This window comes from Amycolatopsis sp. NPDC004368, assembly GCF_053602515.1.
In genome coordinates, this window is the sequence record NZ_JBSGDT010000005.1 from 197995 (window position 1) to 212901 (window position 14907).

General features: G+C 69.9%; 15 protein-coding genes. 10 read left to right on the forward strand and 5 right to left on the reverse strand.

What is annotated here, in order from left to right; all coding sequences use genetic code 11:
- The first annotated feature begins 260 nt into the window (after window positions 1-260).
- The 6 genes from rpsB to ACWEOE_RS11065 all read left to right on the forward strand — a co-directional run bounded on the left by rpsB (window position 261) and on the right by ACWEOE_RS11065 (window position 5869).
- On the forward strand, window positions 261-1145 hold the full coding sequence (rpsB, locus tag ACWEOE_RS11040; protein ID WP_452007026.1) for a 30S ribosomal protein S2: 885 nt from the start codon (window positions 261-263) through the stop codon (window positions 1143-1145).
- A gap of 82 nt (window positions 1146-1227) precedes the next feature.
- Window positions 1228-2043 carry a translation elongation factor Ts gene (gene tsf, locus ACWEOE_RS11045; protein ID WP_452007028.1) on the forward strand — a complete coding sequence of 272 codons (816 nt, stop codon included), beginning with the start codon at window positions 1228-1230 and terminating at the stop codon, window positions 2041-2043.
- A 132-nt stretch (window positions 2044-2175) separates the two neighbouring features.
- Window positions 2176-2919, forward strand: a complete 744-nt coding sequence (gene pyrH / locus ACWEOE_RS11050) for a UMP kinase (protein ID WP_452007030.1) — start codon at window positions 2176-2178, stop codon at window positions 2917-2919.
- A 49-nt stretch (window positions 2920-2968) separates the two neighbouring features.
- Window positions 2969-3526, forward strand: a complete 558-nt coding sequence (frr, locus tag ACWEOE_RS11055) for a ribosome recycling factor (RefSeq protein WP_452007031.1) — start codon at window positions 2969-2971, stop codon at window positions 3524-3526.
- Window positions 3526-4443: a phosphatidate cytidylyltransferase gene (locus ACWEOE_RS11060; RefSeq protein ID WP_452007033.1), complete on the forward strand. Its 918-nt coding sequence runs from the start codon at window positions 3526-3528 to the stop codon at window positions 4441-4443. Before frr ends, ACWEOE_RS11060 begins: the two co-directional genes overlap by 1 nt.
- Before the next feature lie 88 nt (window positions 4444-4531).
- A complete protein-coding gene (locus ACWEOE_RS11065) occupies window positions 4532-5869 on the forward strand; it encodes a DHA2 family efflux MFS transporter permease subunit (protein WP_452007035.1) in 1338 nt (445 codons plus the stop codon).
- Here the strand turns inward: ACWEOE_RS11065 and ACWEOE_RS11070 are convergent.
- Window positions 5857-6699, reverse strand: coding sequence for a VOC family protein (locus tag ACWEOE_RS11070; protein ID WP_452007037.1), 843 nt, complete (start codon window positions 6697-6699; stop codon window positions 5857-5859). The genes ACWEOE_RS11065 and ACWEOE_RS11070 overlap by 13 nt on opposite strands.
- A 109-nt stretch (window positions 6700-6808) precedes the next feature.
- On the opposite strand from ACWEOE_RS11070, the gene ACWEOE_RS11075 reads away from it, so the two are divergent.
- Window positions 6809-7624 (forward strand): class I SAM-dependent methyltransferase, encoded by an 816-nt coding sequence (locus ACWEOE_RS11075; protein WP_452007039.1) that lies wholly within the window; start codon window positions 6809-6811, stop codon window positions 7622-7624.
- Here the strand turns inward: ACWEOE_RS11075 and ACWEOE_RS11080 are convergent.
- Complete coding sequence (locus tag ACWEOE_RS11080; RefSeq protein WP_452007041.1) at window positions 7570-8217, reverse strand: PadR family transcriptional regulator; 648 nt, start codon at window positions 8215-8217, stop codon at window positions 7570-7572. The genes ACWEOE_RS11075 and ACWEOE_RS11080 overlap by 55 nt on opposite strands.
- A gap of 194 nt (window positions 8218-8411) precedes the next feature.
- Between ACWEOE_RS11080 and ACWEOE_RS11085 the strand changes: the two genes are divergently transcribed.
- Complete coding sequence (locus ACWEOE_RS11085) at window positions 8412-10064, forward strand: glutamate--tRNA ligase (protein ID WP_452007043.1); 1653 nt, start codon at window positions 8412-8414, stop codon at window positions 10062-10064.
- A 117-nt stretch (window positions 10065-10181) separates the two neighbouring features.
- Here ACWEOE_RS11085 and ACWEOE_RS11090 read toward each other — a convergent pair whose 3' ends face one another.
- From ACWEOE_RS11090 to ACWEOE_RS11100, 3 genes are read right to left on the reverse strand one after another with little or no spacing between them, the layout of a single operon-like run.
- Window positions 10182-10805, reverse strand: coding sequence for a cyclodeaminase/cyclohydrolase family protein (locus ACWEOE_RS11090; protein ID WP_452007045.1), 624 nt, complete (start codon window positions 10803-10805; stop codon window positions 10182-10184).
- The gene (gene purU, locus ACWEOE_RS11095; RefSeq protein WP_452007047.1) at window positions 10802-11659 is read right to left on the reverse strand and encodes a formyltetrahydrofolate deformylase; all 858 of its coding nucleotides are present in this window, start codon (window positions 11657-11659) and stop codon (window positions 10802-10804) included. The genes ACWEOE_RS11090 and purU overlap by 4 nt, the downstream gene beginning before the upstream one ends.
- Window positions 11656-12591 (reverse strand): bifunctional 5,10-methylenetetrahydrofolate dehydrogenase/5,10-methenyltetrahydrofolate cyclohydrolase, encoded by a 936-nt coding sequence (locus ACWEOE_RS11100; RefSeq protein ID WP_452007049.1) that lies wholly within the window; start codon window positions 12589-12591, stop codon window positions 11656-11658. The genes purU and ACWEOE_RS11100 overlap by 4 nt, the downstream gene beginning before the upstream one ends.
- An 85-nt stretch (window positions 12592-12676) precedes the next feature.
- Between ACWEOE_RS11100 and ACWEOE_RS11105 the strand changes: the two genes are divergently transcribed.
- On the forward strand, window positions 12677-14110 hold the full coding sequence (locus tag ACWEOE_RS11105; protein WP_452007051.1) for a histidine kinase: 1434 nt from the start codon (window positions 12677-12679) through the stop codon (window positions 14108-14110).
- Window positions 14107-14757, forward strand: a complete 651-nt coding sequence (locus ACWEOE_RS11110; RefSeq protein ID WP_452007053.1) for a response regulator — start codon at window positions 14107-14109, stop codon at window positions 14755-14757. Before ACWEOE_RS11105 ends, ACWEOE_RS11110 begins: the two co-directional genes overlap by 4 nt.
- Window positions 14758-14907: the final 150 nt, after the last annotated feature.

Here is a 14907-nt window from a genome sequence, read left to right on the forward strand (position 1 = left end):
TAGAATCTTTCCCGCAGCCCACTCGCTGGGCTGACTTCGCGTGCTCGTGCGCGTGGCCCCGGCCGGTTCCGTGGAAACACGGAGGCCCGGACGGAGGAAGCCGCACGGAGTTCGGCGGTCCCTGGGGTTTCCGAGAAGACGAACAGGGTCCGGGCGCCGGCACGAGCACCAGGGCGAGCGGTCACCCGGCCGCGAGCGACAAACCGAACAAGCACGGCCCCCAAGGCGTGCGTGACCACAGAGAAGGTGTGATTCCGGCAATGGCCGTCGTCACCATGAAGCAGCTGCTCGACAGCGGCGTGCACTTCGGGCACCAGACGCGTCGGTGGAACCCGAAGATGAAGCGCTACATCTTCACCGAGCGCAACGGCATCTACATCATCGACCTGCAGCAGACGCTGACGTACATCGACCGTGCGTTCGAGTTCATCAAGGAAACCGTCGCGCACGGCGGCACGATCATGTTCGTCGGCACGAAGAAGCAGGCTCAGGAAGCCATCGCCAACGAGGCCGCGCGCGTGGGCATGCCCTACGTGAACCAGCGCTGGCTCGGCGGCATGCTGACCAACTTCCAGACCGTGCACAAGCGCCTCCTGCGCCTCAAGGAGCTCGAGGCCCAGGAGCAGACCGGCGGCTTCGCGGGTCTCACCAAGCGCGAGATCCTCACGCTCACCCGTGAGAAGGACAAGCTCGAGAAGACCCTCGGCGGTATCCGCGACATGGCCAAGGTGCCGAGCGCGGTGTGGATCGTCGACACGAAGAAGGAGCACATCGCCGTCGGCGAGGCTCGCAAGCTGAACATCCCGGTCGTCGCGATCCTCGACACCAACTGCGACCCGGACGAGGTCGACTACCCGATCCCGGGCAACGACGACGCGATCCGCTCGGCCGCGCTGCTCACCAAGGTGGTGGCCGAGGCCGCCGCCGCGGGGCTGATGGCCCGTTCGAGCCGAGGTGGCGCGTCGGCCGACGCGAAGCCGGAGCCGGGCGTGGCGTCGGACGAGCCGCTGGCCGAGTGGGAGAAGGAGCTGCTCGCCGGCTCGGAGACCGCCGCCGTGGACGCCACCGAGGCGGCTGCCGCGACGGAGGCCGCCACCGAGGCGGCCCCCGAAGCCGTGACCGAGCAGGCCCCGGCCAACTCCTGATCCACCGTGTCCGGGCGGCCCGCGCCGGGCCGCCCGGGCGCTGATCACCTCACACGTACCTGAAACGGACGGATTCAACACGATGGCGAACTACACCGCCGCTGACGTGAAGCGCCTGCGCGAGATGACCGGCGCCGGCATGATGGACTGCAAGAAGGCCCTCGAGGAGAACGACGGCGACTTCGAGAAGGCCGTCGAGTTCCTGCGCATCAAGGGTGCCAAGGACGTCGGCAAGCGCGCCGAGCGCGCCACCGCCGAAGGCCTTGTGACCGGCGACGGCGGCGTGCTCATCGAGCTCGACTCCGAGACCGACTTCGTCGCGAAGAACGACGACTTCCAGCAGCTCGCCGCGAAGATCGTCGAGGTCGCGAAGACCCTCAAGACCAGCGACGTCGAGGCCCTCAAGGCCGCCGACCTCGACGGCAAGCCCGTGATCGACACCGTGCAGGAGCTCTCGGCCCGCATCGGCGAGAAGCTCGAGCTGCGCCGCGTGGTGTCGTTCGAGGGGCAGACCGCCACCTACCTGCACCGTCGCGGTTCGGACCTGCCGCCGGCCGTGGGTGTGCTCGTCGAGTTCACCGGTGACGACGCCGAGGCCGCCCGCGGTGCCGCCATGCAGGTCGCCGCGCTGCGCGCGAAGTACCTGACCCGCGAGGAGGTGCCGGCCGAGATCGTCGAGAACGAGCGCCGCATCGCCGAGCAGACCGCCCGCGAAGAGGGCAAGCCGGAGCAGGCCCTCTCGAAGATCATCGAGGGCAAGGTCACCGCGTATTACAAGGACAACGTCCTGCTCGAGCAGCCGTCGGTCAAGGACAACAAGAAGACCGTGAAGGCCCTGCTCGACGAGGCCGGCGTGACCGTGACCCGGTTCGCCCGGTTCGAGGTCGGCCAGGCCTGAGCGAGGTACTGGGTCTAAGTTCTGCGACTGTGCCCCGTCTCCGCGGTGCGGGGACGGGGCACAGTCGGGTCCGGCCGCGGATGGTCCCTTACCCGGGGCCGGCGGCGAGCGAACACAGGAGGCGACACACAAATGGGTGACCGGGTCGACGGTGGCTACCGGCGGGTCCTGCTGAAACTGGGCGGCGAGATGTTCGGTGGCGGCTCGATCGGGGTCGACCCCGACGTCGTCCACTCCGTCGCGCGCCAGATCGCCGCGGTGGCGCGCACCGGCGTCCAGGTGGCGGTGGTGATCGGCGGCGGCAACTATTTCCGCGGTGCGGAGCTGTCCCAGCGCGGGATGGACCGTGACCGCGCCGACTACATGGCCATGCTGGGCACCGTGATGAACTGCCTGGCCCTGCAGGACTTCCTGGAGAAGGAAGGCCTGCCCACGCGCGTGCAGACCGCCATCACGATGGGCCAGGTCGCCGAGCCGTACATCCCGCGCCGCGCCGAGCGGCACCTGGAGAAGGGCCGCGTGGTCATCTTCGGCGCCGGGGTCGGCATGCCGTACTTCTCCACCGACACCGCCGCCGCGCAGCGCGCGCTGGAGCTCGGGTGTGAAGCGGTGCTCATGGCCAAGGCCGTGGACGGTGTCTACACCGACGACCCGAAGATCAACCCCAACGCCACCATGTTCCACGAGATCAGCCACCGCGAGGTGCTCGAACGCGGCCTCAAGGTCGCCGACGCCACCGCGTTCAGCCTCTGCATGGACAACAACATGCCGATCATCGTCTTCAACCTCCTCACCGAGGGGAACATCGCGCGTGCGGTGAGTGGTGAGAGGATCGGGACGCTGGTCAGCACCCCCGCCGACGGGGTATCCGCCTAGACCTGCTGGGATCAGCACAGGTTCGACAATCACAACACCGGGAGTAGCCGTGATCGACGAGACCCTCCTCGACGCCGAGGAGAAGATGGAAAAAGCGGTGTCCGTCGCGAAGGACGACCTGACGTCGGTGCGGACCGGCCGGGCCACCCCGTCGATGTTCTCGCGCATCGTGGTCGAGTACTACGGCGCGATGACCCCGCTGAACCAGCTGGCGAGCGTCAACGTGCCCGAGGCCCGGATGGCGCTGATCAAGCCCTACGACCAGACCCAGCTCGGCGCCATCGAAAAAGCGATCCGCGAGTCGGACCTCGGCGTGAACCCGAGCAACGACGGCAACGTGATCCGCATCGTCATCCCGCAGCTCACCGAAGAGCGGCGCAAGGAGATGGTGAAGATGGCGAAGAGCAAAGGCGAGGACGCCCGCGTGTCCATCCGCAGCGTCCGCCGCAAGGCGAAGGAAGAGCTCGACCGGATCGCCAAGGACGGCGAAGCGGGTGAGGACGAGGTCGCGCGCGCCGAGAAGGAGCTGCAGAATCTCACCGACACCTACGTGCACCAGGTCGACGAGCTGGTGAAGCACAAGGAAGCCGAGCTGCTCGAGGTCTGATGAGCCAGGTGAGCGAGGAACGAGACGAGCGGGTGGAGCACACCCCACAGCCGGATCCGGCTGACCAGCCTGAGCCGGGCGGACAGCCGGAGCCGGCGAAGAAAGCCTCCCGGGCCGGGCGCAACCTGCCCGCGGCCATCGGCGTGGGCGTGCTGCTCGGCGCGGCCATCATCGTTTCCCTGCTCACCGTCCGCTTCATCTTCATCGGGGTCATCGCGGTCGCGATCGGGGTCGGCACCTTCGAGTTCGCCGGTGTCCTCAAGCGCGTCGCGAACATCAAGGTCGCGATGATCCCTGTGCTCGTCGGCGGCCAGGCGATGATCTGGCTGGCCTGGCCGTTCGGCCGCGCGGGCGCGCTCACGGCGTTCGTGATCACGGTGCTGGCCAGCCTCCTGTGGCGGCTGCCCGGTGGCGCCGACGGCTACCTGCGCGACATCTCGGCCTCGGTGTTCGCGAGCGCGTACCTGCCGCTGTTCGGCGCGTTCGCCGCGATGCTCGTGCCGCCGGAGGACGGCGTCGGCCGCGTCCTCACCTTCCTCATCGCCGTGGTCGCCTCCGACACCGGCGGCTACATCGCCGGCGTGCTCGGCGGCAAGCACCCCATGGCACCGACCATCAGCCCGAAGAAGTCCTGGGAGGGCTTCGCCGGGTCGATGGTGGCGGGCATCGTCGCCGGCATCCTCACGATCAGCCTCATGCTCCACGGCCACACCTGGCAGGGCGTGGTCTTCGGCGCGGCCATCGTGCTCACCGCGACGCTGGGCGACCTCGTCGAGTCGCTGATCAAGCGCGACCTCGGCATCAAGGACATGGGCACGCTCCTGCCGGGCCACGGCGGCATCATGGACCGCCTCGACTCGCTGCTGCCCTCGGCCGTGGTTTCCTGGCTGTTGCTGTCGGCGTTCGTCCCGGCGTAGCGCGCTGATCTGCGCTGGGAGCTTCGCCCTCCCAGCGTGAGGGAACGGTTCGTGGACCACCGAAGCGTTCGCGGGCTTGACTCGAGACATGACCACTTCGACCCGGCACCGCGGTTCCGCACGGCTCGCCCTCACCGCGGTGTGCCTCGGGTTCGTGATGATCACGCTCGACGCGACCATCGTGAACCTCGCGCTGCCGGCCATCGGCGCCGAATTCGGCGAACCGTCCACGGCCGCGCTGCAGTGGGTGGTCGACTCCTACACCGTCGCGCTCGCCGCGTTCCTGCTGACCTGGGGTGAGGCGGGGGACCGGTGGGGTTCGCGGCGCGTGTTCGAGATCGGCACCGCGGTGTTCGTGCTCGCCTCGATCGCTTGCGCCACAGCGGATTCACTGCCGTGGCTGGTTGCCGCGCGCACCGTGCAGGGTGCCGGCGCGGCCGCGCTGCTGCCGTCCTCGCTGGCGCTGATCGTCCACCAGTTCCCCGAGGTCGGCGCTCGCGCTCGCGCGCTCGGCGTGTGGGGCGGGATGAGCGGGGTCGGGCTCGCGGCCGGCCCGGTGCTCGGCGGGCTCGCCGTGGGCCTGGCCGACTGGCGGCTGGTGTTCGCCGTCAACGTGCCCGTCGGCCTGATCGCGATCTGGCTGACCCACCGCCACGTCACGGAGACCACGCCGCACCGGACCACCCGCCTCGACGTCGTCGGGCAGATCCTCGGCACGGCGGCGCTGGCCGCGTTGGTCGCGGGCTTCATCGAAGCGGGGCACGCCGGCTGGACCGACGCGACCACTTTGGTGCTGATCGGCGTGGGGGTGGTCGCCGGGATCGCGTTCGTGGCGGCGGAAAAGGTGATCACCGCGCCGGTGCTGCCGCTCGGGGTGCTGAAGGTCCGGTCCTTCGCGGTCGCGACGGCCATCGGCGGCCTGTTCAACTTCTGCCTCTACGGCACGCTGTTCTGCCTCGCCTTGTTCCTGCAGCGCGTCTGGCACCTCGACGCGCTCGTCGCCGGCCTCGCGCTGGTGCCGCTCACGCTGTCGGTGGGCCTCAACGCCTTCTTCAGCGGACGGCTCACCCACCGCTTCGGCGAACGGCTGCCGATCGTCGCCGGCGGCGTCGTCGCGCTCGTGGGCGCGGCCGGCCTCGCGCTGCTGCCCGCCACGTCGTCGCCGGTGCCGCTGGTGGTGTTCTCCGTGGTCTTCGGGTGCTGTTCGCTCGCGATGCCCGCGATGACGTCGCTGGCCATGAACGCGTTGCCCGGCAAGGCAGGCATCGCGGCGGGGGTGCTCAACGCGGCGCGCCAGACCGGGGGCGCGATCGGTGTCGCGCTCGTCGGCGGGTTGCTGCCTGGTGTGGCGATGTGGGTCGTCGCGGCCGGGTATGCGGGGGTCGTGGCACTGACGGGGCTGCTGGGCGGAAATCAGTCGTCGTAGGGGTCGTCGACCTCGGCTCGGCCCACGTCGTCGAGGGTGCGCGAGTGGTCGATCACCGCGAAGACCGCACCGTCGGGGTCGGCGAGGATCGCCATGCGGCCGAAGGCCGTGTCGTACGGCTCGATCACCACGGTGCCCCCGAGCATCAGCGCCTGACCGGCCGTCGCGTCGCAGCCGCGGGCCGGGTCGACCTCGAAGTACACGAGCCAGTGCGGGGGAGTGTCGCGCGCGTACTCCGGGCCCATCACGTAGCGGTAGAGCACGGGCGTGTGCTCGATGAGGTATTCCGTGTAGTCGACGCTGTCGCCGTCGCCGATCTGGTGGCTCGAGTAGTTGAAAAGCTTGGTGTAGAAGTGATCAGCCGCCGCGCCGTCGTGGGCGTTGAGGTCGGCGCCGCTGAAGGTGTTGGGGATGCCGGTCAAGAACCGCCAGTCCGGCGGCGCCTCCCAGAACACCACGGGCGCGCCCGCGGCGTCGATCGCGTGCAGGATGTTGCCGCGGTCGGGGATCGCGACGGGACCGAGCGTCACCCGGCCGCCCAGGTGCTCCACCCATTCGGCCGCGCTCGCCGTGTGCGGCACCGAGACGTGCAGCGTCCAGCCCGGCGCGCTGTGGACCCCGGCCTGGTAGAGCCCGCCGGTCGGTTCACCGGCGAGCGACGAGATCCAGTAACGGCCGGTGGGTGCGGCGGGGTCGCGGCGCGCGGCGAACTGCCAGCCGAACAGGCCGGTGTAGAACTGCTGCGACACCGCTTCGTCCCGGCAGGCCACTTCGATCCAGCACGGGAGGCCGGCCGGAATCGGACGTGAACTGGCCGAACCGACGGTCATCGCGGCCTCCCTCTCGGTGAGGAGGAAAGTCTATGCGGTGCCCGTGATTTTTTCCCTGTGAGCCGCGGAACCCGGAACCGGTTCGGGGCTCTCGTCGTTGGAGGAGTTCGTGCGATGGTTCTCCCGCTCCCCGCGCGGCTCCCGTGCGACGGAGGTCTTGCCGAGCCCCAATATCTGGTACTACCAGCAGGCCTACGAGGTGGAGAACCGCGCGCAGGACGTCGACGACGAGATCTGGCGCGTGCTGCGCGAGGAGTGCGACTGGACCGGTCGTGACGTCCTGGATCTCGGTTGTGGTGACGGATTCCACTTGCCGCGCTTCGCTCTTGACGCGCGTTCGGTACTCGGTGTGGAGCCGCACCCACCGCTGGCGCGAGACGCGGCGAAGCGGGTGCAGGAACTGCCGAACGTGTCAGTGCGCGAAGGCCGCGCGCAACGGCTGCCGGTCGAAGACGCGAGCGTCGACGTGGTGCACGCGCGCACGGCGTACTTCTTCGGGCCCGGCTGCGAACCGGGGCTGCGCGAAGCGGAACGCGTGCTGCGGCCCGGCGGTTCGATCCTGATCGTGGACCTCGACGCGACGAGCGAGCCCTCCGGCGGGTGGCTGCGCGCCGATCTTCCGCACTACGACCCGGCCGAGGTAGAGCGGTTCTTCGACGGACAGGGTTTCCGCCTGCGCCGGGTGGCCACTCGTTGGCGGTTCGCCGACCACGCCGCGCTGGAGTCGGTGCTGAAGATCGAGTTCAGCGCGCAAGTGGCCGCGCGAGCCGTCGCCGAGGTGCGTCGCCGCACTCTCGGCTCGGACGTGACGCTGCCGGTGGGCTACCGCGTGCACACGCGGATCAAGCCCACCGGCCTCGTCCTGCCGGGTCACTCCGCGGCTTCCGGTGACTCGTCTTCCTCGACCTCGCCGAGGATCGTGTAGATCGAGCGGCGTGCTTCGTTGAGCACGTCGACCACCCGGGCCTGCTGGCCCGCGCTGCCGGCGCGCATCACCTGCACGACCGCCGCCGCGAGCGTGGCGCCCGCCTTGCGCAGATCGACCTCGACGGGGTCGACGTCCTCGGCGAAGTGCTCCCACGGCGGGGTGCCGGTCTGCTGCTCCGCGGCCGCGCGGCCCTCGTCGGTGAGTTCGAACAGCTTCTTGCCGTTCTCGTCGTTGCTCACGACCAGACCTTCGTCGGCCAGCATCTGCAGCGTCGGGTAGATCGAGCCGGGGCTGGGCTTCCAGAAGCCGCCACTGCGCTCGCCGATCTCGCGGATGATCTCGTAGCCGTGCCGCGGCTGTTCCGCGAGCAGGGTCAGGATCGCGACGCGGACGTCACCGCGCCGGCCGCGACGCGGGCCGCCGTGGCCTCGCCGTCCGCCGGGACCGTGACCGCGCCGGCCGCCGCGCCCCATCGGGCCGCCGGGGCCGAAGCCGAAGTCGCCGAACTCGCGGCCGAAGGGGCCGAAAGCGGGACGACCGTGTTCTCCGTGTTGGTGCGCGCCTCGCGCACCGGGGTAAGGGTGCCTCATGTCAGTGTTCCTTCTGTGTTGTCTGCCCCGCCTCCGGCAGGGCGAACGGTTGCGACTGGTTCACGATATATCGGAAACGATCGCGATGCAACCTGCCGACTGCCGGGGACCTGCGCGAGGGGTGTTTGCGGTGGTCGGAGATACTCGAAGGAGTAAGAAGACGCCCTGAGACGACCTGGGAGACCCGACCCCCCATGCTGGACCGAGTGGTCATCGACGCCCTGTTCCCCGCGGATCTGCCCGAGCCGGAGCACTGGGAACAGCAGTACTCGGCGCGGCCGCTGCCCGCCGGCGCGCAGGTGACCCGGTTCGGCCCGTCGCCCACCGGGTTCGTGCACATCGGCGGCATCTACGTGGCCACGATCGACCAGGACATCGCGCGCCGGTCCGGTGGCCGCTACCTCGTGCGCGTCGAGGACACCGACCAGTCGCGCGAGGTCGAGGGCGCGCTGGAGCAGTTCGAGCGCGGCTTCACCTACTTCGGCCTGCAGGCTGACGAAGACACGCTGCGCGGCGGCGACTACGGCCCGTACCAGCAGTCGGCTCGGGAGCAGATCTACCTGACGTACGTGCGCCAGCTGCTGCGCGAAGGCCGCGCGTACATCGACTTCGCGACGAAGGACGAGCTCGCGTCCATCACCGCGCGCCAGCAGGCCACGAAGCTGCCCACCGGCTACTACGGCTCGTGGGCGCTCTGGCGCGACGCTTCGGCGCAGGACGTGCAGGCCAAACTCGACGCCGGCGAGCCGTGGGTCGTCCGCTTCCGCGCCCCCGACGACACCGGCGCCCGCGTGCGCTTCACCGACGCCATCCGCGGCACGATCGAAGCCGAGGCCAACCGCAACGACGTGGTGATCCTCAAGAGCTCCGACCAGAGCCCCCGGCTGCCGACGTACCACTTCGCGCACGCCGTGGACGACCACCTCATGCGCGTGAACCTCGTCATCCGCGGCGACGAGTGGATCTCGTCCGTGCCGGTGCACCAGCAGCTGTTCGACGCGCTCGGCTTCGAGCCCATCACCTACGCCCACATCGCCCCGCTGATGAAGCAGGAGGGCGGCAGCAAGCGCAAGCTGTCGAAGCGCAAGGACCCCGAGGCGTCGGTCGATTTCTACATCGAGGCCGGCTACCCGGTCGAGGCCGTGCTCTACTACCTGCGCGGCCTCGCCAACGGCCGCCTCGCCGAAATGCCGCTGACACAGGCGCTCGACGAGCCGATCAACCTCGCCGAAATGGGCGTCGCCGGCCCACTCGTCGACCTGGTCAAGCTCGACGACATCTCGGCCGACCACATCGCGACCCTCTCGGGCACGGACATCCTCGCCGCCGTGCGCACGTGGGCCGAGCGGTTCGACCCGGAGCTGCTGTCGGTGCTTTCCTCGTCCGAGGACCTGGCGCTTCGGGCGCTGGCCGTCGAACGCGAAGGCGCCGAGAACCCGCGCAAGGACCTCAAGAAGTGGAGCGAGTTCCGCGCGGTCTACGGCTTCTTCTTCCCCCAACTGCACACCCCGGCCACCGGCCCGTCCGACGAACGCATCGCGGCGCTGGGCGTGGCCCCCGACGTGGTGCGCGCCGTGGCGTCCGACTTCGTCGCGAACTACCAGCAACTCGACGACGGCCAGGAGTGGTTCCAGCAGATCCGCGACGTCGCGGCCAAACACGGTTTCGCCAAGAACGCCAAGGAACTGAAGAAGAACCCCGATGCGTTCCCGGGTTCGATCCGTGAGGCGTCGCAGATCATCCGCATCGCGATCACCGGCTCGACCCGCAGCCCGGACCTGCACTCGATCACGCAGGCCCTGGGCCGCGAGGAGACGCTGCGGCGCTTCGAAACCCTCACCAGCTGACGGGGTTCACGAACCTCCGCTTGTCGGTCGCGGAAGGCGTGGTGGGTGATCAGCCGAGGTTGATCACCGGCCTTTCGGCTGGACTGTGGTTTTCGTCGCCCGGACCGCTCGAAACCCTCACGAAGCGATCTCCTGCCTCACCTGGTCATCGATCCGTGCCGCTCGTCGGCACAGCGGCTCGACCGTCGCGACGGCCTTGAGCAGGCGGGTCCGCAGAGCGGGCTCGGTGATCAGCCGCAGGTTGATCTCCACGTTCAGCCGGGCTGTCGTCGCGGCAGCCCGCGCTGCTTCGCTGGCTGCGGCGACGTCGGTGAGCACGTTCCGGTTCGCGATCGGCAGCAGGTCCTCGGCCAGGTCCATCAGCTCGAGAGCCAGGGCGAGCACGGCGGCGGGTGGCTCGGCGGCCGCCGCCGTGGCCGTGGTGATCGAGGTGGTGCGGTGGGCGCGTTCGGCGCCAGTGGTCTGCGGCAGGCGGTACGCGACGGCGACGGCGGCGAACGCGGTCGCGTCGTCGTCGGCGAGGGTCAGCGCCGCGGAGCGGGCGGCGTCGGCCGAAGCCAGCACAGCCTCGACGGACGTGGCGTGGTCTGCATAACGCGGGCCGGTCGTGTAGCGGCCGACCATGCCGAGCAGGGCCGCGGCCTGGGCGGCATGCAGGGCGGCCGTCGCGCCGCCGCCCGGGGTGGGGGAGCGGGCGGCGAGCGCGGTGAGGAAGTCGCCGATCGGCAGCGCGGCCGTCATTGGAAGACCACGGTGCGGCCGCCGTCCACGATAATGCGGTTTTCGGTGTGGCAGCGCACGGCACGGGCGAGCGCGCGGGTCTCCGCGCCACGTCCGCGCGCGGCGAGCTGGTCCGGTGTCAGCGAATGGTCGACGCGGATGAGCTCCTGGTCGATGATCGGGCCCTCGTCGAGGTCAGCCGTGACGTAGTGCGCGGTGGCCCCGATGACCTTCACCCCGCGAGCGTGGGCTTGGTGGTACGGCTTGGCGCCCTTGAAGCTCGGCAGCATCGAGTGGTGGATGTTGATCGCCTTGCCGTCGAGCTGCTTGCACAGATCGTCGGACAGGATCTGCATGTAGCGCGCGAGCACGACGAGGTCCACGTTCTCCTCCTGCACCAGCCGGATCAGCGCGGCCTCCGCCTCGGCCTTCGTGTCGCGGGTGACGGGGATGTGCTTGAACGGCACGCCGAAGCTGTCGGCGATCCGGCCGAGGTCGGGGTGGTTGGACACCACGGCGACGACGTCGAGGTTCAGCTCGCCGATCGAGTTGCGGAACAGCAGATCGTTGAGGCAGTGCGCGAACTTGCTCACCATCAGCACCGTGCGCGTGGGCTCGGCCGAGTCGGCGAGGCGCCAGTCGAGCGAGAACTGTGTTGCCACCGAAGAAAAGTCGCGCCGGAACGCGGCCAGGTCGAGCGGTTCCCCTGCCACCGAGGCGAACTCCAGCCGCAGGAAGAACCGGCCCGAGATCGGGTCGCCGAACTGCTGGCTCTGCAGGATCGTGAGCCCACGCTCCACAAGGAAACCCGAGACGGCATGGACGATGCCGGCGGTGTCCGGGCAGGACAGGGTCAAAACGGCGCGCTGGGTCACGATGCCTCCAGGACGGGACGGGTCGACGACGGACGGAGACCGGCGCGCAGCTGGGCGGCCAGGACGGTGTTGCGCAGCAGCCAGACGTCGGTCACCGGTCCGACGCCGCCGGGCACCGGGGTCAGCGCCCGCGCCCGGGCGGAGACCGACGCGTGGTCGACGTCGCCGACCAGCCGCACCCTGCCGTCGGCGCTCACCTGCGGATTGATGCCGACATCGAGCACGATGGCCCGGTCGCTCACGTGCTCGGCCTTCACGAGCCCGGCCTTGCCCGCAGCCACCACGAGCACGTCGGCCCAGCGCGTGTGCCGGCCGATGCCGGTGGTGCGGTCGGCCCACTCGTCCACGGACAACACGGTCGCTTGTCGTTCGTACGCAAGGGAAACCGCGGGCTTGCCGACGTTGTTCGAGCGTCCGACAACCACGATCAGCGACCGGTGGTAGAAGTCCGCGCGGTGCTCGCCGACGGAGTCGAGGTAGTTGTCGAGCAGGTGGAAAACCGAAGCGGCGGTCGACGGCACGAACCGCGGCACACCGAGCGCGAGCAGGCCGGCGTTCTCCGGGTGCACGGCTTCGACGTCCTTCGCCGGGTCGATCGCCCGGAAGACCACTGCCTCGTCCAGGTGCGGCGACAGGGGCCGCAGCACCAGGATCCCCGAGATCCCGGGGTCGGCGTTGAGCTCTTCGAGCACCGCGAGCAGCTGCGCCTGAGTGGTTTCCGCGCGCAGCCGCCGGTGCGTGTAGGGCACACCGACCTGCTCGGCGAGGCGCCGCAGCCGGCGTTCGTAGGCGGCCGCGCTGTAGTCGTCGCCGACCAGCACGGTCGCGAGGCCGACGCCGATTCCCCGGGCGGTCAGCAGCCCGACGTCGGTGACCAGGCCGGTCTTGAGGGCTTCGGCGCACACGCGCCCGTCGATGACTTCCGCACTCATCGAATGGTTACTCCTTGTCCGCGGAACACCGGGCGCGGTTGCGTCGGCGGTAGGTTGGGTCGACTCGGGAGGCGGGTGACGACTGATGAGCGACGACGTGGTGCTGCTCGACGCGGTGCCCGGTGCCGTCCTGCTGACCCGCGAAGGCGTGGTCACGGCCGTCAATGCCGAAGCGGAGGCTTTGCTCGGTGCAGGGCTCGTCGGCCGACCGGCACCCGCGGGCCTCGCCGGCGCCGGCGAGGCCGAGACGGAGGTGCGGCTCACCTCGGCTTCGGGTGCGGAGCTGCACGTGGCGTGCCAGTCCCGGCCGAACCCGGGCGGAGGGTTGGTGCACCTGCTTCGCGATGTCACGGAGCAACGGCTGCACAACCACCGTGTCGCGGCCCTGGCACGGACCGCGGCCCGGGTGTCGGCCCGCAGCACGATCAGCTCGCTGCTGCACACGATGGCCGAGGAAATCGACGCCGCCGACGGGATCGCGGCCGTGCAGATCATCACTTCCGAGCCCGGCGGTGAAAACATCGCGATCATGGGCGCGACGGGTTTCGCCGAGTACCCCGACTTCTTCGAGCGCCTGAAGGCCTGTCGTGACCTCGGGGCGCCGCTGGCGACATTGGCGACGATGGACACCGGCACTCAGTGGATCCAGCGGGACCGCAAGCGCTACATGCTCGAATCGAGCTTCTACGAGCCGATGCACGAGTACGTCGCCGACCTCGACTGGAGCGATTTCGTGGCCACACCGATCATCGCGCGCGAGCACCCCATCGGCGCGCTGCTCGTCTACGTGCGCTCCGGCTACGAGATCAAACCCGCGCTCACGGAGTTCCTCACCGCGATGGCCGAGCAGGCCGCGGTCGCGATCGACTACCACGAGCTGATCGAGCGCAGCCGCACGCAGGTGCGCGTCGACGAGCGGCAGCGGCTTGCGCGCGACCTGCACGATTCGGTGATCCAGCAGGTCTTCGCCATCGGCATGCAGGCCAAGGGAATCGAGGCGCTGGGCGCCCGCGGCGGGGCCGAGGCCGTCGTCCGCCAGGCCGTCGACATCCAGGACCTCGCGAAGTCCGTTCAGGGGGACTTGCGGGCCATCGTGCAGGGAATGCGGAAGTCGATCACGGCGCAGGGCGGGCTGCGCCGTGGGCTCGCCGCTCTCGCCGACGAGACGGCGGAACGAGCCGGCATCAGCGTCACGCTCCAGGTGGCCGCGGAGGCGGACGACCTCGACACCGCTCTCGCCGACGACCTGTACGACATCGTCTCCGAGGGAGTTCACAACGTGGTGAAACACGCGCACGCCCATGCCGTCACCGTGTCCGTGTCGGTCGACGGTGCGCGGGTTGCTGCGGTGGTCGAGGACGACGGCGTCGGCCCGGACGGGGATCCGCAAGGGTACGGGCTCGCGTCGATGCGCTACCGGGCTTCGCGGTGGGGTGGCACGATCCGGCTGCGGCGCGTCGGCGACCGCACGCGCCTGGCGGCGACGCTGAGCGCACGATCGGAAGAGGCGAAGTCGTGACACTGGGCGTGCTGATCGTCGACGACCACGCGATGGTCCGCCGGGGGCTCCTGAGCTTCCTCGCCGCGTTCGACGACATCGCGGCCGTCGGCGAGGCCGAGGACGGCGTGGATGCGCTGGTGACGCTGCGGCGGCTCGCCGGCGACAACCGGCTGCCCGACGTGGTGCTGCTCGACCTGATGATGCCGCGCATGGACGGCGTCGAGACGGCGAAGGCGATCGCGGCCGAGTTCCCCTCGGTGAAGACCGTGATCCTCACCGGGTTCAGCGAGCTCGAACGCGTGGACGCGGTGCTGGCACTGGGCACGGCGGGGTACCTGCTCAAGGACGCGGGCCCGGCCGAGGTGGAGGCCGCGATCCGGGCCGCCGCGCGGGACGAGCTGTTCATCGACCCCGCACTCGCGCGGGCCCTCGCGCCGGGAAACCGCGTGCGGCAGCCCAACGCGGTCGACTCGTTGAGCCCTCGGGAACGCGAGGTGCTCACGCTGGTGGGCGAAGGGCTGGCGAACCGGGAGATCGCGACGCGGTTGCGGATCAGCGAGCGGACGGCGCGCACCCACGTGAGCGCCGTGCTGGCGAAGCTTGGTTGTGCCACGCGTACGCAGGCGGCGATCGTCGCTGTGCGCACCGGGCTGGTCGAGGGCTGATCGCTCATCCGCGTCTCCTTCCGGGTGTCCCTTTCGACGCTAGGCAGCTCGCCGTTGCGGCGGATCCGGCATCACGCCCGACCGGTACTGGCCGAATGACGTAGACCGGGGTGGCCGTCGGGTCGATCCGGCGGCTCGCGAGCGGCCCTA